General features: G+C 73.4%; 27 protein-coding genes. 16 read left to right on the top strand and 11 right to left on the bottom strand.

What is annotated here, in order from left to right; translation table 11 throughout:
* The first annotated feature begins 35 nt into the window (after positions 1–35).
* Entirely contained in the window at positions 36–824 is a 789-nt protein-coding gene (locus DMB66_RS05390) for an LLM class F420-dependent oxidoreductase (protein ID WP_125802884.1), read from the top strand.
* A gap of 22 nt (positions 825–846) precedes the next feature.
* On the opposite strand, the gene DMB66_RS05385 is transcribed toward DMB66_RS05390, so the two are convergent.
* Both DMB66_RS05385 and DMB66_RS05380 read right to left on the bottom strand, forming a co-directional pair.
* Positions 847–1,506, bottom strand: a complete 660-nt coding sequence (locus DMB66_RS05385; RefSeq protein ID WP_125802883.1) for a response regulator transcription factor — start codon at positions 1,504–1,506, stop codon at positions 847–849.
* Complete coding sequence (locus tag DMB66_RS05380) at positions 1,494–2,738, bottom strand: sensor histidine kinase (RefSeq protein WP_125802882.1); 1,245 nt, start codon at positions 2,736–2,738, stop codon at positions 1,494–1,496. The genes DMB66_RS05385 and DMB66_RS05380 overlap by 13 nt, the downstream gene beginning before the upstream one ends.
* Positions 2,739–3,002: 264 nt before the next feature.
* Between DMB66_RS05380 and DMB66_RS05375 the strand changes: the two genes are divergently transcribed.
* The gene (locus tag DMB66_RS05375) at positions 3,003–3,194 is read left to right on the top strand and encodes a hypothetical protein (RefSeq protein ID WP_125802881.1); all 192 of its coding nucleotides are present in this window, start codon (positions 3,003–3,005) and stop codon (positions 3,192–3,194) included.
* 54 nt (positions 3,195–3,248) lie between these two features.
* On the opposite strand, the gene DMB66_RS05370 is transcribed toward DMB66_RS05375, so the two are convergent.
* Positions 3,249–3,689: a MarR family winged helix-turn-helix transcriptional regulator gene (locus DMB66_RS05370; protein ID WP_125802880.1), complete on the bottom strand. Its 441-nt coding sequence runs from the start codon at positions 3,687–3,689 to the stop codon at positions 3,249–3,251.
* A gap of 89 nt (positions 3,690–3,778) precedes the next feature.
* On the opposite strand from DMB66_RS05370, the gene DMB66_RS05365 reads away from it, so the two are divergent.
* Entirely contained in the window at positions 3,779–4,408 is a 630-nt protein-coding gene (locus DMB66_RS05365) for an FMN-dependent NADH-azoreductase (protein ID WP_125802879.1), read from the top strand.
* Between the two features lie 216 nt (positions 4,409–4,624).
* On the opposite strand, the gene DMB66_RS05360 is transcribed toward DMB66_RS05365, so the two are convergent.
* Together DMB66_RS05360 and DMB66_RS05355 are read right to left on the bottom strand one after the other, a co-directional pair.
* Positions 4,625–5,431 (bottom strand): alpha/beta fold hydrolase, encoded by an 807-nt coding sequence (locus DMB66_RS05360; RefSeq protein WP_125802878.1) that lies wholly within the window; start codon positions 5,429–5,431, stop codon positions 4,625–4,627.
* Positions 5,432–5,444: 13 nt separating this feature from the next.
* On the bottom strand, positions 5,445–6,110 hold the full coding sequence (locus tag DMB66_RS05355) for a DUF4097 family beta strand repeat-containing protein (protein ID WP_125802877.1): 666 nt from the start codon (positions 6,108–6,110) through the stop codon (positions 5,445–5,447).
* Positions 6,111–6,349: 239 nt separating this feature from the next.
* Here DMB66_RS05355 and DMB66_RS05350 point away from each other — a divergent pair, with 239 nt between their 5' ends.
* Positions 6,350–7,105, top strand: coding sequence for a helix-turn-helix domain-containing protein (locus DMB66_RS05350; protein ID WP_125802876.1), 756 nt, complete (start codon positions 6,350–6,352; stop codon positions 7,103–7,105).
* A 125-nt stretch (positions 7,106–7,230) separates the two neighbouring features.
* Here DMB66_RS05350 and DMB66_RS05345 read toward each other — a convergent pair whose 3' ends face one another.
* Positions 7,231–7,914 carry an SDR family oxidoreductase gene (locus tag DMB66_RS05345; RefSeq protein ID WP_125802875.1) on the bottom strand — a complete coding sequence of 228 codons (684 nt, stop codon included), beginning with the start codon at positions 7,912–7,914 and terminating at the stop codon, positions 7,231–7,233.
* Positions 7,915–8,020: 106 nt separating this feature from the next.
* Here DMB66_RS05345 and DMB66_RS05340 point away from each other — a divergent pair, with 106 nt between their 5' ends.
* Both DMB66_RS05340 and DMB66_RS05335 read left to right on the top strand, forming a co-directional pair.
* Positions 8,021–8,740, top strand: coding sequence for a TetR/AcrR family transcriptional regulator (locus tag DMB66_RS05340; protein WP_125802874.1), 720 nt, complete (start codon positions 8,021–8,023; stop codon positions 8,738–8,740).
* Positions 8,741–9,003: 263 nt separating this feature from the next.
* Positions 9,004–9,978, top strand: coding sequence for a right-handed parallel beta-helix repeat-containing protein (locus tag DMB66_RS05335; protein ID WP_370318335.1), 975 nt, complete (start codon positions 9,004–9,006; stop codon positions 9,976–9,978).
* A 16-nt stretch (positions 9,979–9,994) separates the two neighbouring features.
* Here the strand turns inward: DMB66_RS05335 and DMB66_RS05330 are convergent, their stop codons facing one another.
* Together DMB66_RS05330 and DMB66_RS05325 are read right to left on the bottom strand one after the other, a co-directional pair.
* Entirely contained in the window at positions 9,995–10,606 is a 612-nt protein-coding gene (locus DMB66_RS05330; RefSeq protein ID WP_125802873.1) for a TetR family transcriptional regulator, read from the bottom strand.
* Complete coding sequence (locus tag DMB66_RS05325) at positions 10,603–12,147, bottom strand: DHA2 family efflux MFS transporter permease subunit (protein ID WP_125802872.1); 1,545 nt, start codon at positions 12,145–12,147, stop codon at positions 10,603–10,605. The genes DMB66_RS05330 and DMB66_RS05325 overlap by 4 nt, the downstream gene beginning before the upstream one ends.
* A 3-nt stretch (positions 12,148–12,150) precedes the next feature.
* Here DMB66_RS05325 and DMB66_RS05320 point away from each other — a divergent pair, with 3 nt between their 5' ends.
* The 3 genes from DMB66_RS05320 (at position 12,151) to DMB66_RS05315 (ending at position 14,279) form a co-directional block, all read left to right on the top strand.
* Positions 12,151–13,080 carry an amidohydrolase family protein gene (locus DMB66_RS05320; RefSeq protein WP_125802871.1) on the top strand — a complete coding sequence of 310 codons (930 nt, stop codon included), beginning with the start codon at positions 12,151–12,153 and terminating at the stop codon, positions 13,078–13,080.
* 67 nt (positions 13,081–13,147) lie between these two features.
* On the top strand, positions 13,148–13,303 hold the full coding sequence (locus DMB66_RS62435) for a hypothetical protein (RefSeq protein ID WP_199751998.1): 156 nt from the start codon (positions 13,148–13,150) through the stop codon (positions 13,301–13,303).
* 115 nt (positions 13,304–13,418) lie between these two features.
* Positions 13,419–14,279, top strand: a complete 861-nt coding sequence (locus DMB66_RS05315) for a PfkB family carbohydrate kinase (protein ID WP_233624320.1) — start codon at positions 13,419–13,421, stop codon at positions 14,277–14,279.
* Positions 14,280–14,302: 23 nt separating this feature from the next.
* Here DMB66_RS05315 and DMB66_RS05310 read toward each other — a convergent pair whose 3' ends face one another.
* Complete coding sequence (locus DMB66_RS05310) at positions 14,303–15,742, bottom strand: serine/threonine-protein kinase (RefSeq protein ID WP_158647145.1); 1,440 nt, start codon at positions 15,740–15,742, stop codon at positions 14,303–14,305.
* Between the two features lie 235 nt (positions 15,743–15,977).
* Here DMB66_RS05310 and DMB66_RS05305 point away from each other — a divergent pair, with 235 nt between their 5' ends.
* The 7 genes from DMB66_RS05305 (at position 15,978) to DMB66_RS05275 (ending at position 22,970) form a co-directional block, all read left to right on the top strand.
* Positions 15,978–17,288 (top strand): hypothetical protein, encoded by a 1,311-nt coding sequence (locus DMB66_RS05305; RefSeq protein ID WP_233624319.1) that lies wholly within the window; start codon positions 15,978–15,980, stop codon positions 17,286–17,288.
* Between the two features lies 1 nt (position 17,289).
* On the top strand, positions 17,290–17,916 hold the full coding sequence (locus tag DMB66_RS05300) for a class F sortase (RefSeq protein WP_125802869.1): 627 nt from the start codon (positions 17,290–17,292) through the stop codon (positions 17,914–17,916).
* The gene (locus DMB66_RS05295; RefSeq protein WP_125802868.1) at positions 17,888–19,099 is read left to right on the top strand and encodes a VWA domain-containing protein; all 1,212 of its coding nucleotides are present in this window, start codon (positions 17,888–17,890) and stop codon (positions 19,097–19,099) included. The genes DMB66_RS05300 and DMB66_RS05295 overlap by 29 nt, the downstream gene beginning before the upstream one ends.
* Positions 19,100–19,241: 142 nt before the next feature.
* The gene (locus DMB66_RS05290; protein ID WP_125802867.1) at positions 19,242–20,036 is read left to right on the top strand and encodes an alpha/beta hydrolase; all 795 of its coding nucleotides are present in this window, start codon (positions 19,242–19,244) and stop codon (positions 20,034–20,036) included.
* On the top strand, positions 20,033–20,824 hold the full coding sequence (locus DMB66_RS05285) for an MBL fold metallo-hydrolase (RefSeq protein ID WP_125802866.1): 792 nt from the start codon (positions 20,033–20,035) through the stop codon (positions 20,822–20,824). The genes DMB66_RS05290 and DMB66_RS05285 overlap by 4 nt, the downstream gene beginning before the upstream one ends.
* Positions 20,825–20,875: 51 nt before the next feature.
* Positions 20,876–21,103: a hypothetical protein gene (locus DMB66_RS05280; RefSeq protein ID WP_125802865.1), complete on the top strand. Its 228-nt coding sequence runs from the start codon at positions 20,876–20,878 to the stop codon at positions 21,101–21,103.
* 34 nt (positions 21,104–21,137) lie between these two features.
* The gene (locus tag DMB66_RS05275; RefSeq protein WP_125802864.1) at positions 21,138–22,970 is read left to right on the top strand and encodes a hypothetical protein; all 1,833 of its coding nucleotides are present in this window, start codon (positions 21,138–21,140) and stop codon (positions 22,968–22,970) included.
* 16 nt (positions 22,971–22,986) lie between these two features.
* Here DMB66_RS05275 and DMB66_RS05270 read toward each other — a convergent pair whose 3' ends face one another.
* Positions 22,987–23,820, bottom strand: a complete 834-nt coding sequence (locus DMB66_RS05270; protein WP_125802863.1) for an NAD(P)H-binding protein — start codon at positions 23,818–23,820, stop codon at positions 22,987–22,989.
* 11 nt (positions 23,821–23,831) lie between these two features.
* The gene (locus DMB66_RS05265) at positions 23,832–24,743 is read right to left on the bottom strand and encodes an ROK family protein (RefSeq protein ID WP_125802862.1); all 912 of its coding nucleotides are present in this window, start codon (positions 24,741–24,743) and stop codon (positions 23,832–23,834) included.
* Between the last annotated feature and the right edge of the window lie 13 nt (positions 24,744–24,756).

Genomic DNA, 24,756 nt, shown 5'->3' with positions numbered 1-24,756 from the left:
AAAGATCACACTCCGTACGGGATTAGGCTTCGATCATGACCTCCAGGCCGGTAAGGATCGGGCTGCAGCTCCAGCCCCAGCACGCGGACTACGCCACCATCCGTCACACGGCGGCCCAGGCCGAGGAACTCGGCGTCGACGTCCTTTTCAACTGGGACCACTTCTATCCGCTCTACGGCGAGCCCGAGGGGCTGCACTTCGAGTGCTGGACGATGCTCGCCGCGTGGGCCGAGGCGACCTCGCGGGTCGAGATCGGCGCCCTCGTCACCTGCAACAGCTACCGCAACCCGGAACTGCTCGCGGACATGGCCCGCACGGTCGACCACATCAGCGACGGCCGGCTCATCCTGGGCATCGGCTCGGGCTGGTTCGAAAAGGACTACCAGGAGTACGGCTACGAGTTCGGCACCGCGGGCGGCCGGCTCGACGACCTCGCCGGGGCCCTGCCGCGGATCGAGTCACGCCTCGGCAAGCTGAACCCGCCGCCGACCCGCAAGATCCCGGTGCTGATCGGCGGCGGTGGCGAGAAGAAGACGCTGAAGCTGGTCGCGCGGCACGCCGACATCTGGCACAGCTTCGGCGACGCGGCGACCATCGAGCACAAGCTCGGCGTCCTGCGCGGGCACTGCGCGGACGCGGGCCGCGACGCCGCCGAGATCGAGGTGTCGGCTGGCGTGGGCGACCCGAAGGGCGACCCCTCGGCCGCCGGTGCCGCGCTGCGGGAGCAGGGTGTCTCGCTCTTCACCGTCGGCGTGGGCGGCCCGAAGCCGGACCTGGGCCCGCTGCGGGAGTGGCTGGCCTGGCGCGACGAGCAGAACGCCTGACCAAGACGGCCGGGGCGTTCGCTCAGGAAGCGCGCTCCCGGCCGTCCAGGTAGCGCAGCACGGCCGCGACCCGGCGGTCCGAGCGGTCGTCGGGTGCCATGTCGAGCTTGTTGAAAATGCTCCGGATGTGCTTGTGCACAGCCCCCTCGCTGACGAACAGCCGCTCGGCGATGGCCACGTTGCCCAGTCCCTCGGCCATCAGCGCCAGCACGTCGCGCTCGCGCGGGCTGAGCCGGTCCAGCCGAGCGTCCGGGCTGGTCCGGGCGAACAACTGCGCGACCACCTCGGGGTCGACGGCGGTGCCGCCACCGGCGACCCGGTGCAGCGCCGCCAGGAATTCCTCGACCCGGCCGACCCGCTCCTTGAGCAGGTAGCCGAGGCCCCGTGTGCCACCGGCGAGCAGCTCGGTGGCGAACATCTGCTCGACGTACGCGGACAGCACCAGCACCGCCAGGCCGGGCCGGCGCCGCCGGGCCTCGACCGCCGCGACGATTCCCTCGTCGGAGTGCGTCGGCGGCATCCGCACGTCGACGATCGCCACGTCCGGCGCGTGCTCGTCGACGGCGGCCAGGAACCCGTCCGGGTCGCCGGCGGTGGCCACCACGTCCAGTCCCTCGGCGCGCAGCAGCAACGCCAGCCCCTCGCGCAACAGGGCGTCGTCCTCGGCGATCACGATCCGCACGGCAGCTCCACTTCCAGGGTTGTCGGCCCGCCGGGCGGGCTGGTCACGGTCAGGCCGCCGTCGAGCGCCTCGATCCGGCGGCGGATGCCGATCAGGCCGGAACCGCCGGCCTCGTCGGCGCCGCCCACGCCGTCGTCGGTGATCCGCAGCCGCAGCCGGGCGCCGCGGCTGCGCACCTCGACCCCGGCGTGGGTCGCGGCGCTGTGCTTGGCGATGTTGGTCAGGGCCTCCGCCACCACGAAGTAGGCGGTGGACTCGACCGAGGCGGCACAGCGGCCCGGCACCTCGACCTCCATCCGGCACGGCACGGCGCAGGTGGCGGCGAGCCCGCTCAGCGCGCCGGCCAGCCCCCGGTCGGCGAGCACCGGCGGCAGGATGCCCCGGGCCACCGCCCGCAGCTCGGCCAGGGCCTGCTCCGCCGAGCTCTGCGCGCGTTCCAGCAGGGCCTCCGCCTCGGCCGGGTCGCGGGTGAGCATCCGGCGGGCGGCGCCGAGCAGCACGGTCGTCGCGACGAGCCGGTTCTGGGTGCCGTCGTGCAGGGAGCGCTCGATGCGGCGCAGCTCGGTGGCGTGCGCGTCCAGGGCGGCGGCCCGGGTCGCGGTGAGCTCGGCGATGCGCAGCGACAGGTCGGTCTCCGGGCCGGGAGCGAGCAACCGCCGGCCGCGGTCCGCCTGCCACCGGGCCATCGCCGGGGTCAGGCCGACGGTCAGCACGGCCCAGCAGAGGCCCATCAGCGTGACGGTGGCGACGCCCGGCCAGTCGTCGACCGTCCACAGTCCCAGGCCGGGGGTCGCCTGGTCGGCCGGGATCAGCTGCCACCACAGCGCGAACGTGCCGTCGCGCACGGCCCAGACCGGCAGCTGGATCCCGAACGCGCCGAGCAGCAGGCCGACGGTGGCGTGCCCGGCCAGCCAGCTCAGCTCGCGCCGGGTCGCCGGGTCGGCACGGGCCTCGCGCCACCGGTGCGGCAGCGGGCCGGGGCTGAGCACCTCCGCGCCGCGCCGGGAGAGCCGGGCCCGCTCGACGTTCGCGACGGCGTGCAGGGCGCGCAGCGCCGAGGGCAGCAGCGGCAACCCGATGCCGATCAGGCTGGTGGCGGCCACGACGATGAGCCACAGCAGCAGGACGAGGGCCAGGGCGGCGGTGCCGAACCCGCCGAGCAGGTCGCGCAGCGCCCGCAGGGTGGACCTGCGGGCCTCCCCGGCCAGCCGCCGGATCTTCGTCGCTTCCATGGCCGCTGACCCTAGGGCCAAGGCGCCGCGCGCGGCAGGGCCGGGTCCGGAAAGTACAGCCTGCTGTACCCCGAAGGGGCAGGTGACGGTATCGCCGGCGCACTCGCCGCCGCCTAGCGTCGATTGCAGCACCAGGCCACACCATCCGCATCGCATCCGCATCGCATCCGCATCGCATCCGCATCCGCATCCGCATCGCATCCGCATCCGCATCCGCATCCGCATCGCATCGGCATCGCATCGCATCGCATCGAGGAGACCGTCATGATCGTTTCTGAGCGACCCCGCATTTCCCGCACCCGGACCGTGGCCTGGGCGCTGCTGCTGGTCTGCGCCGCGGGCAACATGGCCGTCTCGGTGCTGGGTGGCGCATTCGCCGTGCACGCCGTGCTGGGCGTGGCCACCCTGCTGTGCATCGCCACGCTGGTCGCGCCCTACCTCCGTGGCACCCGCTGACCGCGATGCGCCGGGCCGCGACCGCGACCCGCCGCTGCCGACCCCGACGTCCGCTCAGGAACGGTGCAGCGCGGCGAGAACCTTCTCCAGTGCGGTTGCCACGCCGCGCGCCTCGGCGGCTCCCATTCGCGAGGTGAAGTGCCGCTCGATGCCGCCGAGATAGACCGGCGCGGCGGCGCGCAGCCGGGCCCGCCCGGCCTCGGTGATCGTCGCGTACGCGGACCGGCCGTCGTCCGGATTGGCCTCGCGGGTGACCAGCCCGGCGCCGGCGAGCTGGTCGACGACCCGGCTGACCCGCGAACGGCTGACCACCGCCACCGCGCCGAGCTCACCCATGCTGAGCCTGCGCCCCGGCGCCGAGTTGAGCTCGAGCAGGACGTCGTACCAGGTCAGGGGCAGTCCGCAGGCCGCCTGGAGCTCGCGGTCGAGCTGCGGCACCAGGGCGGCGTGCACCCGCAGCAGGGCCGCCCAGGCCGCCACGGAGGTGTCGCTCATCACCGCAGCCTAGCAACTCTTGTGCGTGCGCACGCATCGGCGCAAGAATGTGCGTGCGCACGCATTCAAATCTGCCGAGGAGGGCCATCGTGTCCAAGCTCCTGCACATCTCCGCCTCCCCCCGCGGCGAACGGTCCGAGTCGCTGGCCGTCGCCGCGTCCTTCCTGGACACCTTCCGGGCCGAGCACCCGGACGTCACCGTGGAGACGTACGACCTCTGGGACGGCACCCTGCCCGCCTTCGGCCCGGACGCCGCCGCGGCCAAGATGGCGATCTTCGCCGGCGAGCAGCCGGTGGGTGCCGCGGCGCAGGCCTGGCAGTCCGCCGTCGACACCTTCCGCCGCTTCGACGCCGCCGACCGCTACCTGTTCAGCGTCCCGATGTGGAACGCCGGGGTCCCGTACGTGCTCAAGCAGTTCATCGACGTCATCACCCAGCCCGGCCTGGTCTTCGGTTTCGACCCGGAGCGGGGCTACACCGGCCTGCTGACCGGCAAGAAGGCGGCGGTGATCTACACCAGCGCGGTCTACGGGCCGGATCGCGGGCCCGCGTTCGGCGCCGACTTCCAGGCACCGTTCCTCACCGGCTGGCTGCGCTGGGCGGGGGTCACCGACGTCAGCGAGGTCCACTTCCGGCCCAACCTGGCCACGGCCGACGCGGAAACCGCCCGCGGGTACGCCCACGACCAAGCCCGTGACCTGGCCAAACGCTTCGCCTGACCCAAAAGCACCGCGAGCCACCGCGAGCCACCGCGAGCCACCGCGAGCCACCGCTATCCACCGCGAGGCCCCGCGGACCACTGCGAGGCACCGCGAGACACCGCGATCCACCGCCAGGCACCGCGATCCACCGCCAGGCACCGCGAGGCACCGCGAGGCACCGCGTCACGCGAGCCGCCGCCGGCAGGCCCGGTCAAGGGCCTGCCGGCAGTGCCCTCAGCACCCCGCGCGGTCGAGGGCGGCGACCTCACGCACGGCCTCGGCGACGGCGTGGAAGTCCTTCCTCAGGATCGCACCGTGATTGCTGGCGACCTTCGCGCTGAGCCGGATGTTCGGATTGCGCTCGAACACCTGATCGAGGCCGGCGCGAATGCGTTCCTGCTCGTCGCCCTTGCTGCCGAAGGACGTCCCCGAAGCCAGCACATACCGCACCGGGACCGTGACGGCGTCGAGCACGGCGCCCAGCTCGCGCTCGCGGCCGAGCTTGCCGAGCTCGATGTTGCTGTCCGCCATCTGGTCGGCCGTCATCCGCGGGGTCAGGCCCGTCGGGCGCAGCAGCGGCAGGAACCAGCCCATCCGCCGGAACATCGTCCGGATCCGCCGCTCCATGGCCTCGTCGAGCCAGTCGTAGGGTTGCGCGCCGTCGACCAGGACCGCGCCCAGGGCACGCTCCGGATGCCGGCTGGCCCAGTGCGCCCCCACGAACGCCCCGTAGGACCAGCCCACCAGCAGCGCCCGGTGCACACCCCGGGCGGCGAGAACGGCGTCGACATCCCGGACGGCCGCCTCGAAGGAATAGTCCGCGGAACGCTTCGACTTCCTGCCGCGGGCCCGCTCGTCGTAGGTGATGTGCCGCCATCCCGTCCCCAGGTCGGCGATGACCCGCCGCCAGTATCCCTGGGTGGCGAACTGGCCGTTGAGATAGATCACGGGGATGCCGGGACCGCCGGTGTCGGTGACGGCCAGGGCCGTGTCGTCGACCGGCAGCATGCCGGTCCAGGTCGAACTGGTCGAGGTGGTCATGTGTGCCACTCCTCTACAGGCTGCGGGCGGCGATGTCGCCGTGGGACGTGGTGGCGCGGATGTCGAGTTCGGCGGTGCCGTCGTTCTTGAGGGCGTTGCTGATGCGGCCGTAGCCGGTGCCGGCGTCCAGGGCGGCCGAGACGCCGGCGGCCGCGGCCACCGAGATGTCGCCTGACTGGGTGCGGAGCACGACCGTGCCGCGCACCGCCTCGGCGATCCGGATGTCGCCCCGCGCGGTGCTGATCTCCGCGGGGCCGTTGAGCCGGCCGACCTCGACGTCGCCGTCGATCGCGGTGAGCCGGAGGCTCGCGGCCTCGTCGATCTTGATCCGGCGGTACGCGCCGTCGAACGCGACGTCGCCGAGGCGCCCGACGCCCCGCAGCTCGGCGCTGGCGGTCCTGGCCTCGATGCGGGAGCCGGCGGGCAGCTGAACGGTGACCTCCAGGGACCCGGACGGGCCGAGGAGCTGGTTGCCGGCGGTCGGGGCCGTGATCCGCAGGACGCCGTCGGCGTACGCGACGGTGGTCTGCTCGGCGGCCTTGGTGTCGCGGCTCTTGGCCGGGTCGACGGGCCGGACCTCGACGGTGGTGTCGGCGCGGTCCGCGGCGACGAACTGGATGCGCCCGGCGGGGATGTCCAGGACGGCGGAGATCGGGGCGGGGGTGTCGAACTTCTGCATCGTGCTCTCCCGGGCTCGTTCCTTGTTTCTGATACCGGAAACGCTACGTTGCTTTCCAAAAGCCGACAACAGATCTATTGCATAGTGGCGGTGTATTCGCAGGTGAACACCACAAAAGTGTTGCAACGAGCTCGAAATTAATGCAACGACAACCGCATCGATCATTGCAATGGGTCAGAGGTGAACGCTATGCTGGGCGCACCAGCGGACCACTACGGGGCAACACCGAGGAGATCGCGATGCCGGGAGGCAGACTCACCCAGCAGGAACGTCAGCAGATCGCGCTGGGGCTGGCCGACAGCCTTCCGTATGCCGAGATCGCCCGGCGCCTCGACCGGCCGACCTCGACCATCACGCGTGAGCTGATGCGCAACGGCGGCCCCGCCGCCTACCGCGCCGACCTGGCCCACCGCGCCACCGAACGCCGCGCCCAGCGGCGCCGGCCCGCCACCTCCCGAGGGGCGGAGCCGCTCCCCCAGCCGCACGGACGCGACGCCGGGGCCGTGGCCGAATACGAGGACAGGCTCACCACCGTGCTCATGGCCTCGGGCCTGACCAAGATGACGGCCCGGGTGCTCACCTGCCTGTTCACCACCGACGCGGGCAGCCTCACCGCGTCCCAGCTGGCCCAGCGCCTGCGGGTCAGCCCCGGGTCGATCTCCAAGGCGATCGCCTTCCTGGAGGGCCAGAGCCTCGTCCGCCGGGAACGCGACGAACGCCGCCGCGACCGCTACGTCGTCGACGACGAGCTCTTCTACCAGGCGACGATCGCCACCGCCCGGGCCAACGACCAGCTCGTCGAAACCGCGCGCCAGGGCGTCGCCATCCTCGGCCCGCACACCCCCGCCGCCGCCCGCATGGAGAAGATCGCCCGCTTCCTCGACTTCATCAGCGAGAGCATGACCCGCGCCGCCGAGCAGGCCCGCACGGTCCTGCACACCAGGCCCGAGACAACCGCGAACGCACCAGGTTCGGAGATCTCCTCAGCCAACTGATCGACCGCCACTCCCTGCCCATGCGTGGATGCCGCCCTTCGCGACTCCGGGGATACGACATCTCGTCCCATCGCTTCCCGGCCCGGGCCCGACGACGTGGGCCCCGACCGGGAGCGGACGAGCTCTCAGCTCTGCAGGGCCGTGGCCAGCCCGGCCTTGACGCTGCGGCTGATGTCGTCTGCCAGGATCTCCGGCCGCCCCGCCGCGACGCCGTCCAGGGCCAACGTGGCCACCAGGGCCGGGTCGATCTTCTGCTCGGCGGGGACGCCCGCCGCCATGTCGGTGTCCATGAAGCCGACGTGCAGGGCGGTCACCGCGATCCCCCGAGGCGCGAGCAGGTCGCGCAGCGCGTTGCTCTGCGCCCACTCGGCGGCCTTGGCCGCGCCGTACGCCCCGAACGGGCCCGGGTGCAGCCAGGACAGCACCGACAGCACGTTGAGCACCGCGCCACCGCCGTTGCCTTCGAGCACCGGCACGAACGCCCGGGTGACGGCGAGCGTGCCGAAGTAGTGGGTCTCCATCTCCTGACGGATCTCGTCCAGGTCGCCCGTCAGCAGATCGGCACCGAGGCTGGTGCCGGCGTTGTTGATCACGAGGGTGGCGTCCTCGGCGGTTTTGGCGGCCTGCGCGACCGATTCCGGGTCGGTGATGTCGAGCCGCACCGGGATCACGCCCGGCAGGTCGATGGTCTCGGGGCGCCGGGCGGCCGCGTACACCTTGGCGCCGCGCCGGACGAGCTGGGCGGCGAAGTGCCGGCCGAGGCCGCGGTTGGCGCCGGTGACCAGGGCGACGGAGTTCTCGAGCTGCATGGTGGTTCCTTCCGTTGGTCCGATGAGATTTAGATTATGCTCGTCATCTAAGTGCCGCAAGCCTTAGATGACGAGCGTCATATAAGATGGATGCCGGAGGTGCGGCATGGCACGGGTGTCCCGGGCGCAGGCTCAGCAGAATCGCGAACGTGTGATCGACGAGGCGGCGCGGTTGTTCCGCGAACGCGGTATCCAGGGGGTCGGTGTCGCCGACCTGATGGCCGCCGCCGGGCTCACCCACGGCGGCTTCTACAAGCGATTCGCCTCCAAGGAGGCGCTGGTCGCCGAGGCGGTCGGCCGGGCCTTCGGTGAGCTGGGTGAACGACTGGCCGCCCTGGACGAACGGCACCCCGGCGACCACCCGGCAGCCAGGCGCGAGCTGCTCGACTTCTACTTCTCCGCCGAGCACCGGGACCACGCCGGGCAGGGCTGTCCGGCCACCGCGTTCGGCGGCGACCTGGCCCGGGAGGCACCGGGCAGCCTGGCCCGCGAGCCCTACGCGGCCGGGCTGAGCGGCTTCGCCGGCTGGCTGGCCGACAGAGTCGGCACCAAAGACCCGGCGGCCGACAACGGCGGCCATGAGGAAGCGGCGGACGACGACGGCGATCTGGTGGCGGTCGCGACTATGGCGGGCGCCCTGATGCTGGCGCGGGCGACGGCCGGCACAGAGCTCTCCGACCGCATCCTCACGGCCGCCCGCCGGTCGCTGGACGACCGGGCCCGGGGCTCGAACCGGGGTGGGCCGGACGGAAGCACCATGCGAACCGCTCCACCGCCGCCCTCGGCGATCCCTGCCGGTGCGTCCGAGCCCGACGGCCGCCCCTGACAAACCACCGCGGCGACGGGGTGGCGGCGCGAGTGATCTTCTGCTTACCTACGCCGGGCGTTCCCGGAACGGCCATCGGTATCGAAGCCGCCCACAACACATGGCGACATTGCCAGGACTGGAGCCACCGCATGTCACCCACGAACGACGGGGCACCACACAGCCGTCGCGGCCTGATCACCGGATCGCTGGCGGGAGCCGGTCTGGCCGCCGGCGGGGTGATCTTCGGCTAGCCCACCGCCGCCCTGGCCGGCACGGCGGGGATGGACGTGATCACGCCGAGCGGGGTAACCGGCGGTGCGACCGACCGGGCGGCCATTCAGGGCGCGCTCACGCCCGGTGGCGCCCAGGTGCTGCTGGCCCCGGGCGATTTCTACATCGACGAACCGATCGTGCTGTACAGCAACCAGCGGCTGATCGGATCCGGCGCCGGCGCTACCAAGATTCATCAGGTCGGGACCGGCCACGGGATCACCTCCACGACCGCGGGAAGCATCAACTATGTGACCATCGCCGGTCTCACCCTCGTCGGGACGAAGGCGCCGGACAGCTGCGGCATCCGGCTGGTCCCGTCCCCGACTCAGGCGAAGCCCGGCGAACTCGCCAACATCACGAACATCACCATCGAGGACTGCGTCACCAAGGGCTGGGGTGACTGCGGCGTCTATCTCGCCGCACCGATCGCCTCGAGGATCACGCGGGTCCAGTCGGCCGACAACACGGGTGACGGGTTCTACGTGACGACCGCCCAGCTGGGCGTGGACACTTCCACGATCAAGGCAGCGACGTCCCTCGTCTTCGAGGCGTGTTACGCCCTCGGCAACACCAAGAACGGCTTCGAGCTGGACACCGTGAGCTACTCGTCCCTGACCGGATGCGCCTGCGACCACGGCAGGCGCGGCTACGCCCTCTACGACTGCCGGGCCGTCACGCTCACGAGCTGCGGCGCCGAGTCGTTCTCCGAGGCGGGTTTCCTCCTGCAGAGCAGCACGAGCTGCAGTTTGTTCGGGGCGTACACGTTCGGCGGAAGCAAGGTCGGCATCAGTGTCACCCGCTCGACCGCACACCAGACGATCGGCGGCGCCGTCCAGTCCAAGCCCACCGTGGACACCCAGAACTTCATCCGCACCGAGGCGGGGACCTCGACAGTGCTCTGGGGGGTGTCACGACCAGCTACGACAGGATCCAGCACCAACACCCTCGACGGCCAGGTGACCAATCTGGACGGCTCCGCCTGACGGACGCCGGACCCGGTCAGATCGCGGGCGGCCCGAGGGGAAGGCCGGCCTGCAGCAGGGCCAGCGCCCGGTCGAAGTCCTCGAAGTACGAGACGCCCTGGGCCATGTTCAGCCCGTCCCGGGTCGCGGCGAGCGCCGCGCCGATGACCGCGCCGGCGAGCACCCGGGCGGAGAAGTCGTCGGCCGGCAGCCCGGCGCGCTCGGCGACCACCTCGGCGAGCAGGACGATCGAGTCCGCGTACTGCTGCTGGGTGCGCATCCGCAGCTCGGGGACGGTCTGGATCAGCTGCTGCCGGCGCCGCTCCTGCTCCCACTGCTCCTCGGTGAACTGGCTGAACAGCCCCCGGATGCTGCGCCGGATGGCCTCGACCGGGGGCAGGTCGGCCGGCTGGGCCCGCAACGCCGCGACCAGTATCGGGTCGTAGTCGTCGCTGAGGACCACGTCCTCCTTGGTCGGGAAGTAGCGGAAGAAGGTGCTCTGGGAGACGTCCGCCGCCTCGGCGATCTGATCGACCGTCGTGGCGGCGTACCCCTGTTCGTCGAAGAGCCGCATCGCGTGCTCGCGGATCGCGGCCCGGGTCTTGGCTTTCTTGCGCTCGCGCAGCCCGGTCGGCAGGGACGACGTCATGCCACCGATTCTGCCGGTGCCGGCAGCGATCCGGGCGCCCGGGGCGCGATCCCGGGGTCCGGCGGCGCCGGGCGGGCCGGCAGGAAGAGCAGCGACAGTACGGCGCCGGCCACCGCGACCGCGCCGGCGACCAGCAGCGCCCGGTCCATGCCGGCGGTGAACGCGGCGTGCACCGAGCCCAGCAGTACGGGGTCGCCCAGCCGTTCCGCGACGGCGGCTCCGGCGGTGGCGCTGTCGCGCACGGCGTCGGCGGCCGTGGCGCTCAGCCCGGTCACGTCCGCCTGGTCGCGGTACGCGCCGTTGAGCACCGTGCCCAGCACCGTCACCCCGATCGCGCCGCCGACCTGGCGCATCGCCTGGATCAGCCCCGAGCCGACGCCGCTGCGCTCGGGCGAGAGGGCGCCGAGGGCCGCGTTCATGGCGGGCGGCATGGTGAAGCCGAGCCCGAGACCCGCGACGGTGACCCAGCCGGCCACGTAGCCGTACCCGGTGTCCGGGCCGGTCGCGGCCCCGACGAACAGGCCCGCCGCCATCAGCACCAACCCGGCCGTCACGAGCACCTTCGCGCCCAGCCGCGGCTCCAGCCGGCCGGCGACCCGGGCGCCCACCAGCAGGCCGCCGATCACCGGCAGCAGGCGCAGGCCGGTGCCGAGCGCGTCGCTGCCGCCGACCGCCTGGAAGAACTGCGGGAGCGCGAAGAGCATCCCGAACATGCCGAAGCTGGCGACCGTGGACAGCAGCGCACCCCAGGTGAAGGAGCGGGAGCCGAACAGCGCGAGGTCGACCAGCGGTGCCTGGGCGCGGCGCTGCCAGGCCACGAAGAGCGCCAGGACGGCGATCCCGCCCAGGGCGGTGAGCAGGGACCGGGGATCGGTCCAGCCGCGCTCGCCGGCCTCGATGACGCCGTAGGTGAGCGCGACCAGGCCGGTCGTGGACAGGATGATGCCGGCCGGGTCGAAGCGGCGGGCCCGGTCGCCGTGCGACTCCGGCACCCAGAGCGCGACCGCGACCACGCCGGCCAGCACCATCGGCACGTTGATCAGGAAGACCGAGCCCCACCAGAAGTTGTCCAGCAGCCAGCCGCCGGCCAGCGGCCCGAGCGGGACGCCGAGCGCGCTGGCGGTGACCCAGATGGTCAGGGCCTTGGGGCGCTCGGCCGGATCGAACAGGACCGTCAGCACGGCCGAGGTCAGCGGCATGACCACGGCGGCGCCCAGCCCCAGCAGGGCGCGGGCGGCGATGAGCTGGCCGGTCGAGGCGGCGTACGCGCAGGCGACCGACGCGGCGCCGAAGACGACCAGCGCGCCGAGCAGCATCCGCTTGCGGCCGAACCGGTCCCCCAGCATGCCGGCCGGCAGCAGGGCGGCGGCCATCACCAGCAGGTAGGCGGTGGTGATCCATTGCAGGTCACCGGTGGTGGCCCGCAGGTCACCGGCGAGGGTGGGCAGCGCGACGCTGAGCACCGTGCTGTCCAGCCCGATGGCGAGGGTGCAGAGGGCGAGCGCCGCGAGCGCCCACCAGCGTATTTTGGAAGTAGCCATGAAATGACAGTAACACCCAAAAGATGGTGGCTGTCAGAATGTGACGTAGGAGATGATCGGGTGGTGAACGACTTCCTCAGCGAGCTCGGGCTGCCCGGCCTGGCGGACGTGCACACCCATTTCCTGCCCGAGCGGATGCAGCGCCGGGTGTGGGCGCACTTCGACGGGGCGGGGCCGCTCATCGGCCGGCCGTGGCCGATCCGCTACCGCGGCACCGAGGCCGAGCGGGTGGCCGAGCTGGGTGCGCTCGGCGTGCGGATGTTCTCGGCGCTGGCGTACGCGCACCGCCCCGGGATGGCCGCCGACCTCAACACCTGGACCCTCGACTTCGCCGCCCGCACGCCGGGCTGCCTGCCCAGCGCGACGTTCTTCCCGGAGCCGTCCGCGACGGCCGACGTCCGCGCGGCCCTGGGCCGCGGCGCCCGGATCTTCAAGCTGCACCTGCAGGTCGGCGGCTTCGACCCGCGCGCCGACCTGCTGGACGAGGCCTGGGGGCTGCTCGCCGAGACCGGCACCCCGGTCGTCGTGCACGCCGGCTCCGGCCCGGTCCCCGCCGGCTTCACCGGGCCCGGCCCGATCGGCGAGGTGCTCGCCCGCCACCCGCGGCTGACCATGCTCACCGCCCATCTCGGCGGGCCGGAATACGCCGGCTTCCTCGAGCTGGCCGAGCGCTACGAACGGGTCGGCCTGGACACCACCATGGCGTGCACCGACTTCTTCGAGCAGTTCGCGCCGTACCCGCCGGCGCTGCTCCCCCGGCTGCGCGAGCTGGGACTGGCGGGCAAGGTGCTGCTGGGCAGCGACTTCCCGAACATCCCCTACCCGTACGCCCACCAGCTGGCGGCCCTGCGCCGGCTGGAGCTGGGTGACGACTGGCTGCGCGCGGTCTGCTGGCACAACGCGACCCGGCTTTTTGGTATCGAACAGGCGTAGCCGGCCACCTGACGTGCGCGACTGTGCCACGATCACATCGATCAAGACCCACGAGACGAGGTGTGCCATGAAGAAGGCCGTCGGCTGGATCGTGCTCATCCTGGTCATCTACTACATCGGCACGAACCCCGGCCCCGCGGCGGACATCGCCGACGGCATCGGCGAGGGCGTCGCCGAGGTCTTCCGGAACATCGGCGTGTTCTTCTCCGAGCTGGCCAGCTGAGCCGACCCGCGGCGAAACCCATGCAAGATCGCGGCTGGGCTCACCCGCGGCGGAAAACCCACGCAAGATCGCGGCTGAGCTCACCCCCGGCGGAAAACCCATGCAAGATCGCGATTTGAGCGGCGGTTCCGCCGTGCACGTCGTCTGCGTGGGCCTGGCCACCGTGGATCTTGTGCAGCGCGTCGAGCGGCTGCCCGGCACGGACGCCAAGGCCGAGGCGCTGAGCGCCGACGTGGCCGCGGGCGGGCCGGCCACCAACGCCGCCATCACCGCGGCCGCGCTGGGCGCCACGGTCACGCTGGTCACCGCGGTCGGCGCGCATCCGCTGGGCGGCCTGATCCGGGCCGACGCCGAGGCGTACGGGGTGACGCTGCTCGACGCGACGCCGCTGGCCCGGACGATGCCGCCGGTCTCGGCCGTCACGGTGCTGGATGCGACCGGCGAGCGCACGATCGTCAGCCGCAACGCCCGCGGGTTCGAGGCCGCCGTGCCGCCGGGCCTGTCCGAGGTGCTCGCCACCGCCGACGTGGTCCTGGTCGACGGGCATCATCCGCTGCTGGCCCGGGCCGCCGCGGGCAGTGGCCGGCCGCTGCTGCTCGACGCGGGCAGCTGGCGGCCGGTCTTCGCGGAGCTGCTGCCGCTCGCCGACGTCGTGGCCTGCTCGGCGGCGTTCCGCCCGCCCGGCGCCGCCGGAGTCCGCGACGCCCTGCGGGCCGCCGGGGTGCGGCGCGGGGCGATCACCCGCGGGCCGGACCCGGTCAGCTGGTGGTCCGGCGACGAACACGGCGAGGTGGCGGTGCCGGCGGTCGCGGCGGTGGACACGGCGGGCGCCGGCGACGTCTTCCACGGCGCGCTGGCGGTCGCACTGGGCCGCGGCGAGGACCTGGTCCCGGCGCTGAGCTACGCGGTGGGCATCGCCGGGATCCGGGTCCGGCACGCCGGCCCGCGCGCCTGGCTGGGCGCCCTGCGGAAGTAACCCGAACAACGTCCAGTAGCAGGCTAGGCGCCCGGCACCGGCCCGACGCTGTCCAGCACCACGGCCAGCTTCGGCAGTTCGGCGGACCAGGCCGGCGCCGGCGCCTGCCATTCGATGAGGTAGGTGTGGCCTGCCGCGGTCAGGACCCGCCGCAGGCCGTGCATCGGCCCGCGGCGCGGGTCCCGGAACGTGTACTCCCAGACCGCGTTGGGCGGCTCCGGCAGCGCCTCCATCCGCAGGCGCCGGTATGCCGTGAGCCGCACGCCGTTCTCCTCGGTGATGAGCGCCGCGACGACGTCGCGCGGCGGCGCGGCCCACCGGCTGATCCGCACGCTCGGCCAGCCCGACGGGGCACGGAACTCCAGCGCACCCGCGATGCCCCGGCTGCGCCGCCAGGCGCCCGGCACGGCCACCCGGAACTCCTGGCCCTTGGTCCACCATCGGAAGTCCCGCGGCAGCAGGAGCGGAGCCGGCGGCGACGCGGACGCCGCGGCCCCGAGCTGGCCACCGGCGCGGCCACCGCCCCGGGTGGCCGCGGCCCCGCCACCCAGCGCGGCGACGACGGCGAGCACCGTGCCGAGGGCCGCCATCCGGCCGACGAGCGGCCGGGCCCGCGACCGGGGCACGGCTGCGCGGACCGGCGGGCTCGCGACGGGAACGGCCGGCCGGTGCTCCACGCGCCGGAGCCGAACTTCCACCTCGGACGGTGGCAACCGGTCGGCGGGCTCCCGCCGCAGCAGGCCGGCCAGCACGCCGGCGAGCGGGCCCGCCTGCCGGGGCGGGTCCGGCGCGCTCTCGGCGACGGCCTTGAGGGTGTCGGCGACGGTCTCCCGGACGTACGGGGGACGACCCTCCACCGCGTGGTAGAGCGTCGCGCCCAGCGACCAGAGGTCGGCCTGCGGGGTGGAGACGCCGCCGGACAGCCGTTCCGGCGCGATGTACTTCGGGGAGCCGAGCACGATCCCGGCCTCGCTCAGCGCGCGGACGCCCTCGTCGGTGACGGCGGGGCCGAAGTCGGCCAGCACGATCCGCCCGTCGTCGCCGATGAGCACGTTCGCGGGTTTCACGTCCAGATGCAGCACGCCGACGCCGCGCGCGGCGTTCAGGCCGTTCAGCACGGCGAGGCCGACGGCCGCGACCCGGGCCGGCGGCAGCGGGCCGGACTCCTGGATGACCTGCAGCAGCGAGCGGGAAGCGATGTATTCCATCACGATCCACGGCTCCTCCTCGCCCGGCACCAGGTCGAGGACGCGGACCACATTGGGGTGGACGATCCGGGCGAACGCGCACGCCTCCCGCACCGTCAGCCCGCGGATCAGCCGCTGCTGGGCGGCGCTGAGCCCGTCGGGCAGCGCACACTTCTTGATCGCGACCCGCCGGCCGAGCGTCTCGTCGACGGCCAGCCACACCCGGCCCAGCCCGCCGACGGCGAGGGTACGCAGCAGCCGGTAACGGCCGGCCACCAGTAGTCCTTCCGGCGCCATCCCGTCACCCCGGACGTTTACTCAGGTCAGCAGCACCCTGACGATACTCGATGGGGTCCCTCCTCCGGTGTCTCCTTGCGAGGATTTCGGGTGATTCGACGGTGTCCACAAGGGTGGAGAGGATCTCCGCTCGGAGGACTCAACCACCATCGATGCAAGCGTATGGTGTCTGCGATATCACCAACAGCAACCATCCGGTTGGGCGATGAGGCGCATGCAGAGACGCAGGCTCGGTCATCACTGGCGGCTGCTCCCGACGCTGTGCGTCGGGTTGGCCGCGGTCCTCGCGGCCGGGCCGGCCGCGAGCGCGACGCACCGCCCGGGCACCCCGGCCCCGGCCGGCCACGACCAGGCCCGGCATCAGGGCGCGCCGGTCGATCTGTCCCGCGCCACCGCCGCCGACCTGGCCGTACGCCTGCAGGCGCTGCTCGGCCAGCACTCGATGCTGGCCGCCGACCTGATGCGCAGCCGGATCCGCGGCGACGACAACTTCGTGCAGGCCGCCGACGCCGCGCTCGGCGAGAACACCGACGCGATGACCGACCTGATCGGGCGGCTCTTCGGCGCCGCCACGGCGAAGAAGTTCGCGCCGATGTGGTCGGAGCACGTGGTGGAACTGGTCGCGTACGCCGCGGCCGTGGCCGATCAGGACGCCGCCGCCCTGGCACACGCCCGCGAGGAGCTGATCGAATACGAGGAGGAGCTCGCCGACTTCTTCGCCGGAGCGTCACAAGGCCGGCTGTCCTCGGCGGCGGCCCGCGGCGCGGTCCTCATGCATGTCAATCATCTGACAATGCAGGCCGACGCGTACGCGGCGCGGGACTACGCCACCGCCGACCGGCTGTACCGCGAGAGCTATCAGCACACCTACGACCTGGGCCTGACCCTGGCCCTGGCGCTGCTGCCGGCGCGCGACCGCGCCACGCTGCGGGAGCCGATCTGGCGGCTGCGGTCCCAGCTCGGCAAGCTGCTCGCCGAGCACGCCGTGCTGGTGCAGGACGTGACCAGGGCTGCGGTCACGAACACCCCCGACTTCGACGCCGCCGCGGCGATGATCAACGGCAACACGCGCGACCTCGCCGCCGCGATCGACACCCTGTTCGGCGCGCCGGTCGCCAAGCGGTTCCAGGCGCTGTGGGCGCCGCACGTCGAGCAACTCGTGGCGTACGCCGGCGCGACCGCGGCGGGACAGCCGGCCCGGCAGCAACAGGCCCGGGCCGCGCTGCAGGAGTTCGAGCGGGGACTGGCGGCGCTCCTCGCCCCGGCGATCGGCGGGCGGATGACGCCGGCCGGGCTGTCCGCCGCGCTGCACGAGCACGACCTGCTGCTGCTGCGCCACGCCGACGCGTACGCCGCCAAGGACTACCGCGGCGCCCACAACATCGCCGATCAGACGTACGAGCACATGTTCGAGCTCGCCCGCCGGCTCGCCGACGGGTTCGGCGCCGAGGTCGCGGCGCGCCTGCCGCGCGGCGGCCCGGATACCGGCCGGGGCGGTCTCGCCGACGTCGTCGAGAACCGCTGACATGCGGGCGTACGCCCGCCTCGGGTCTCTCGCGGCCGTGACGCTGGCGGCGGTCACGGCGCTGGCCGGCGCCCAGCCGCAGGCCGCTCGCCGGCCCGGGGTGAGCGGCACGCCCGTGGCCGGCGCACCGGCCGGCGACGCGCCGATGGTGGCGGACGCCTTCCGGTCGGCGCGCACCTACCAGGCGGTGGCCGCCCCGGTCCGGCTGCGGATCGGGGCGCTGCGCGTCGACGGCGCGGTGCAGCGCCTCGGCCTGCGCGCCGACGGGACCATCGCGGTGCCGAAGCGCACGGACGTCGCCGGCTGGTACGAGCTCGGCCCCCGGCCGGGCCAGCCCGGCCCCGCGGTGATCCTCGGCCACGTCGACTCCCGCACCGGACCGGGAATCTTCGTCGACCTGCGCACCGTGCGGCGCGGCACGCTGATCCGCGTCGATCGCGCGGACGGCAGCAAGGTGATGTTCCGGGTGCGCGAGGTGTCGCAGGTGTCCAAGACCAGTTTCCCCACCGACCTGGTGTACGCGCCCACCCTGGATCCCACTCTCCGGCTGGTCACCTGCGGCGGAAGCTTCGACCGCGAAAGAGGAAGTTACCGGGACAATGTCATCGTGTTCGCGGATCAGGTCTGAGCGCCGGCGGGCGCGCGTCGCGGCGCTGGTGTGCGCGCTGGTCGCGGCCCCGTTCCCCGGCGCCGCGGCGGCGGCCGCACCGGCCCCGCCGGTCCCGCTGCCGGTGGCCGCCGTCCTGGTCAGCGGCGCGCGGACCGCGCTGGTCGTCGACCTGAGCGCGAGCACCCGGCCGGGCCGCCGGAGCGTCACCGTGACCCGCGACGGCGCGGCGCAGCGGGCGACGCTGGTCCCGGTCATGGCGGACGGCCTGGCGGTCGCGCTGGTCGTCGACACGTCGGTGGCCGGTGCCGCGACGCTGCCGGCGTGGCTCAGCGCCGCGGCCCGGTTCATCCTGGAGGCGCCGGCCAGCACCCAGGCGGTCGTGATCGCCGATTCCGCGCCCGCCGCGGTGACCGTCGGACCGCAACGCGGTCCGACCGGTGTCGTCCGCGCGCTCACCTCCGTGCGCGCCCGCGGCGAACGCGACACGGCCGCGGCGCTGGGGCTGGCGGTGCGGCAGTTCCCGGGCACCGCGGCCGGCCGGCGGGTGGTGGTGCTGTACACGACCGGGGCCGACGCGGGCGGCGAGGGCGCCCGGGCGCTCGCCACCCGGTTCCGGGCGAGCGGGACGATCCTGGTGGTGGTCGGAACCGTCACGGACAGCCCCTACTGGGCGAGCGTGGCGGCGGCGACCGGGGGCTTCTTCGCGCCCTCCGGCGATCCCGTCGTCATCCCCGCCCTGGATCAGGTGAAGACCACGCTCAACGGCCGGTATCTGGTCCAGTTCCCGACCCCGCCGGTGTTGCCGGCCCGGGTGTCCGTCCGGATCGACACCGGCGACCTCAGCATGACCGGCGACGCGATCGTGACGGCCCCGGCGGCCGCGTCGCGGGACACGACGGACCGCTCACCGATCAGGGCCGCGCTGGTGCCGGGGCTCGCCGTCGCCGGCCTGGCGGCGATGGTCATCGCGGCGGTCCTGCTGCGCCGACGCCGCTCCCGGCCGCTGCCGGCCGCACCACCCGACGAGTACGCCGCGGATCCGCCGCCGCCGTGGGTGGTGCGGGGACGCGCCGCGGTGCCCGGGGTGGCGCCCGGCGCGCTGCCCGAGGTGACGCCCGGCCCGGTGCCCGGCACGATGCCGGGGGTGGTGGCACGCGGCCGCGCCACCGTGCCGGAGGCCTCCCGGGCCTCGCCGGAGTGACCGGGCGCGCCAGACGTTACGTAGTCCTACGTACGCGAGGCGCGCAGGCGCGCTCCTACGGTGAATCGCAGGACGGCCCGCACATTCCGTCAACGGCTCGGCCACGACCTGCTCGACTTCCTGTCCGGAAAGGACGCCTGACATGGCACCCGACACCATCGTGCTCGTCCATGGATTCTGGGTCACCCCGCGCAGCTGGGAGAACTGGATCAGCCACTACGAGAGCAAGGGCTTCCGGGTCATCGCGCCCTCCTACCCCGGCTACGAGGTCGAGGTGGAGGCGCTCAACGCCGACCCCACGCCGATCCTGAACTCCACCGTCCCGCAGATCATCAGCCACTACGAGAGCGTCATCCGCGAGCTGGACACGCCACCGATCATCATCGGCCACTCGGCCGGCGGCGCGTTCACCCAGATCCTGCTCGACCACGGCTTCGGCGCGGCCGGCGTGGCGATGAACTCGGCGCCCACGGAGGGCGTCCGGGTGGTGCCGCTGTCGCAGGTGAAGTCGACGTTCCCGGTGCTGAAGAGCCCGGCCAACCGGCACAAGGTGGTGCCGCTGACCTTCGAGGAGTGGCAGTACGCCTTCACCAACACGTTCACCGAGCAGGAGGGCCGGGCGCTCTGGCAGCGCTACGCCATCCCGGCCAACGGCGGCATCCTGTGGGGCAGTGTGCTGGCCAACTTCCAGCCCGGCCACCAGGACACCTGGGTCGACTACCACAACGACGACCGGGCCCCGCTATTGTTCGTCTCCGGTTCGGAGGACCACATCATGCCGCCGGCCATCCAGGAGTCGAACTGCAAGCACTACAAGTCCGACACCATCACCGAACGCAGGGAGTACGCGGGCTACGCCCACCTGCTGCCGGCCCAGAAGGGCTGGGAACAGATCGCCGACGAGGTCCTCGACTGGGCAGTGCGGCACGCCCGATGACGGACGCGCGGATCACCCACGTCGGCGGTCCGACCACGCTGATCGAGGTGGCCGGCTGGCGGATCCTCACCGATCCGACCTTCGACGCCCCCGGCCGGACCTACAAGTTCGGCTGGGGCACCGCGTCGCGCAAGCTGACCGGCCCGGCGGTGCCGGCGGAATCGCTCGGCGGCATCGACCTGGTGCTGCTGACCCACGACCACCACGCCGACAACCTGGACGACACCGGCCGCGCGCTGCTGCCGGCCGCGGGCCAGGTCGTCACCACGGTCGCCGGCGGCCGCCGGCTCGGCGCGCCGGTCACCGGGCTCGGGCCCTGGCAGCGCACCGAGCTGGCCTCGGCCGGCCGGCCGACGATCGAGATCACCGCGACGCCGTGCCGGCACGGGCCGCCGCTGAGCCGGCCGGTGACCGGCGAGGTGACCGGCTTCGTGCTGCGCTGGGAGGGCCAGCAGCACGGCCCGCTGTGGATCACCGGCGACACGGTGCTCTACCCCGGGGTGCGGCAGGTGGCCGAACGGTTCGCCATCGGCACGACGGTGCTGCACCTGGGCGCGGTGCGGTTCGGCCTGACCGGCCCGCTGCGCTACACGATGACCGCGGCCGACGGCGCCGAGCTCTGCGCTCAGGTACGGGCCCACACGGTCGTACCGGTGCACTATGAGGGCTGGGGCCACTTCAGCGAGGGCCGGACGGCGGTCGAGGCCGCCTTCGCCGGGGCTCCGGGCCCGGTCCGGGAAAGCCTGCACTGGCTCACCCCGGGCGCCGCCACGGCGCTCACGGTCTGACTGCCGGCGGTTCGTGGGTGAAATGCCGCCGGACCGGGCAGGATCGACGCTGTGGTCACGTTCCCGGGGTCCGGCCGGCCGGCGCGCAAGCCCTGCGCCCGGTGCGGGCATCCGACCCGCGTCGACCGGATGGTCCACGGCTTCGGTGTCGACTGCGCCGCGAAGCTGGGGCTGATCGTCGGCACGCCGCGGCTGCGGGTGGACGACCAGACCGGCACGGATCTGCTGGCCCTGCTGGCCGAGGAGCCGGAGGACTGCTGCGACGGCTGGGACCGCTGACCGCGGCTGGCCGCCACCGTACACAATGGCGATCGTGAGCGACGCTGAGGATCGGGTACGGCGGGCGTTCGCGTCCGGCGACAAGGTGGCTTTCGACGCCGGGGACGAGGTGCCCGCCGCCCTGCTCGCCGAGCTGCTGCTGTCCGCCCAGGTGCCCGGCCGCGGGTTGTGGATCAGCGGTGCCACCGTCACGGGGACGCTGGACCTCCAGTTCGCCGAGGTGCCCCACGCGATCCGGCTGGAGGACTGCGACCTGGCCGAACCGCCCAACCTGTCCTGGGCGACGCTGCGGTTCGTCAGCTTCGCCGGTTCCCGGCTGCCCGGCCTGCACGCCTCCGCCGCGACCGTCAACGGCGACCTGTCGCTGCGCGGCTGCACGGTCGGCGGCGAGATCAAGCTGTACGGCGCGAAGATCGCGGGCAGCCTGCGGATGCGGAAGATCCGGGTGCGCAACCCGGCCGGGCCCGCCGTCATGGCCGACCACTGCACGGTCGGCGGCGACCTGGCGGGCAACGGCGGCGAGTTCGACGGCTCGGTGCACATCTATCACGCCCGCTGCGCCGGCGGCGTCGAGTTCGACGACGCCCGGATCACCGCGCCCGGCCGGATCGCGCTCGCCGCCGACAGTGTGCTCATCGACAGTTCGCTGTTCGCCCGCCGGTGCCGGGTCGAGGGTGAGATCCGGCTCCGGCACGCCCGGATCAGCGACGGCCTGATCCTGTCCGGCTCGGTGCTGCACAATCCCGGCGCGGTCGCGGTCCGGCTGGACCGGGCCACCATCGACGGCGGGCTGTTCCTGAGCCGCGGGCTCGTGGCGCACGGCGAGGTCCGGGCGGTGAGCGCGCGGATCGGCCGGACGGTCGCCCTGGGCGACGCGGAGTTCGTGACGCCCGGCGGTGTCGCGCTGCGCCTGGACGCGGCTGTCGTCGACGGCGTGCTCGACGGCGGCGACAACCTGCGGGTCCGAGGTGAGTTCCGGATGGAGGACGCCACCGTGCACGGCCCGGTCCGGCTGCGGGGCGCCGACCTGGACAACCCGGGCGGGGTGGCGCTCAACGCCATCGGCGTGCGCGCGCACTCGACGTTCCACTGCTGCGACGGCTTCCGGGCCACCGGCACGCTGCGCTTCGCCAACGTCGTGGTCGGCAGCAAGCTGTGCTTCGACGGCGCGGCGCTCGACGCGCCCGGCGGGGTCGCGCTCAGCTGCTGGCGGGCGCAGGCGGCCGAGCTGACGCTGTGCTGGGTGCGGACCCCGGCCGGCCGGGTCGACCTCCGTCACGCGCGGATCGGGGTGCTGCGCGACGACCCGGCGGCCTGGCCGGAGCGCATCGACCTGGACGGCCTGACGTACGAGATCCTGGAGCCGCAGACCGACGCCGCGCAGCGCATCGACTGGCTGGCACGGGACCCGGACGGCCACCACCGGCAGCCGTACGAGCAACTGGCCACCGTGCTGCGCGGGCAGGGCAAGGGCGACCAGGCGCGGCTCGTGCTGCTGGCCCGGCAGCGCCGCGACACCGCCGGGGCAGGCGTCCTCACCAAGCTGTGGGGCCTGCTGCAGGACGTCACCGTCGGGTACGGCTACCGCCCGCAACGCGCCGCCGTCCTGTTCGCCGGCCTGCTCGTGGCGGGCGCGGTCGTCTTCGGACTGCACCCGCCGGCCGCCGGGGAACCGGCCAAGGCGCCGCCGTTCAACGCCCTGGTCTACACGCTCGACCTGCTGCTGCCGGTGATGGATTTCGGGCAGCAGAGCGCCTTCGTGCCCAGGGGCGCCTACCAGTGGATCTCGTACTTCTTCATCCTCGCCGGCCTGGTCCTGGCGACCACGATCGCGGCGGGCCTGTCCCGGTCGTTGCGCCGCACCTGAGCCACCCGCTCGGGGGCTAGAACGCTTCGGCGTGGTCGAGGACCCAGTCGTGGTAGCTGCGGGCGGGCCGGCCGGTGACCTTCTCGATGTCGGTGGCGATGGCCGGGGAACGACCGACGGAGGCAGCCCAGATGGCGAAGATGCTGTCCAGGATGGGCCCCGGCAGGTGGGCATCCATCTGCTGGCGCACGGCCTCGGCGGGCAGTTCGGCGTAGCGGATCGGCCGGCCGAGCGCCCGGCCCAGGATGGCGGCCTGGTCGGCGTGGGTCAGCCACTGCGGCCCGGTCAGCCGGTAGACCCGGCCGGCGTGCCCGTCCTCGGTGAGGGCGGCCACCGCGACGGCGGCGATGTCGGCCTCGTGCACCGGCGCGAACGCGGCCTCGGCGTAGGCGCCGCGGATCACGTCGCCGGCCTTCGTCTGGCCGGCCCACGTCAGGGAGTTGGCGGCGAACCCGTCGGGGCGCAGGAACGTCCACGCGAGACCGGAGCCGCGCAGGGTCTGCTCGATCTCGGCGTGGTAGACGGCGATCGGGGTGTCCCGGACCTCCGAGTCGTCGTCGACCCCGATGGAGGACAGCAACACGACCCGGCGCACGCCGGCCCGCCGGGCGGCGGCGGCGAACGCGGGCCCGCCGCCCGGCACCGCGAACAGGAACACCGACTCCACGCCGGCCAGGGCCGCGTCCAGCGACCGCGGGTCGGCCAGGTCGCCGGGGACCACGTCGGCCCCGGCCGGCCACACCGCCCGCTGCGGGGCCCGGCTCAGCGCACGCACCGCATGGCCGTCGGCGATCAGCAGGCTGAGCACGTGGCGGCCGACGTTTCCGGTGGCGCCGGTGACGAGGATCATGACGTTCTCCTTCAGTGACGGGACGGCCGGACCGCCGATCCGGCGGCGATGGTGGCGCCCCAGGCGCCCGCCCAGACGCCGAGGGCGGCGGGCACGATCGGCGGCAGCCGGTGAAAGGTAGCCCCGTCGACGGTTTTGCGCACGGCGGGCTCGAAGATCCACTCGTGGGCCTGGGCGAGCCCCCCGCCGACGATGATGAGGCCGGGGTCGAGCAGCGCTATGACGCCGAGCAGGCTGCGACCGAGCGCGGTGGTGGCCCGGTCCAGCAGCGTGACGGCCCGCTCGTCGCCCGCGGCGGCCGCCGCCACCAGGTCCTTCGCCGTGCCTCCCGCGGGGATGCCGCCGCCCGCCTCGTGCCACCGGGCGACGAGTTGGTCCCCGCCGATCTCCGATTCCAGGCACCCGCGCTGCCCGCAGCCGCACCTGCGCCCCTCACCGGTGCCCATGTGCCCGATCTCGCCCGCCGCGTTGTGGGCGCCGCGGCGCAGCACCCCGTCGACGATGTGCGCGCCCGCGATGCCGGTGCCGAGGGTGAGCACGAAGATGTCGTCGATGTCGCCGTGGGCGCGAGCGGCGCCGAGGGTCACCTCCGCGGTGGCGGCCGCGTGGCCGTCCTGGACCGCGACCCCGGCGACGCCGAGCAGGCCGGTGAGGTCGCCGACCGGGTCGGTGCCGTCGAGCCAGGGCAGGTTGACGCTGGTGACGACCCGGCCGGTGGCCTCGTCGAGGATGCCCGCGATCGTCACCCCGAGCGCGGCGGGCCGCTCGCCGTCGAGGAACCCGTCGACCTGTTCGGCGAGCCGTCGCAGGGCGCCGGGCCCGCGGTGGGTGGGAAACTGCGCCTGCCGCACCGCGGCGCCGTCGCGGGCCAGCAGCAGCTTGCTGTGCGTGCCGCCGTAGTCGATGCCGAGCAGCAGGCTCATGCCATCGCCTCCG

The organism is Actinoplanes sp. ATCC 53533 (assembly GCF_003947245.1).
Note: the sequence above shows the minus strand (reverse complement) of the source record. Positions and strands in the feature narration are given on the sequence as shown.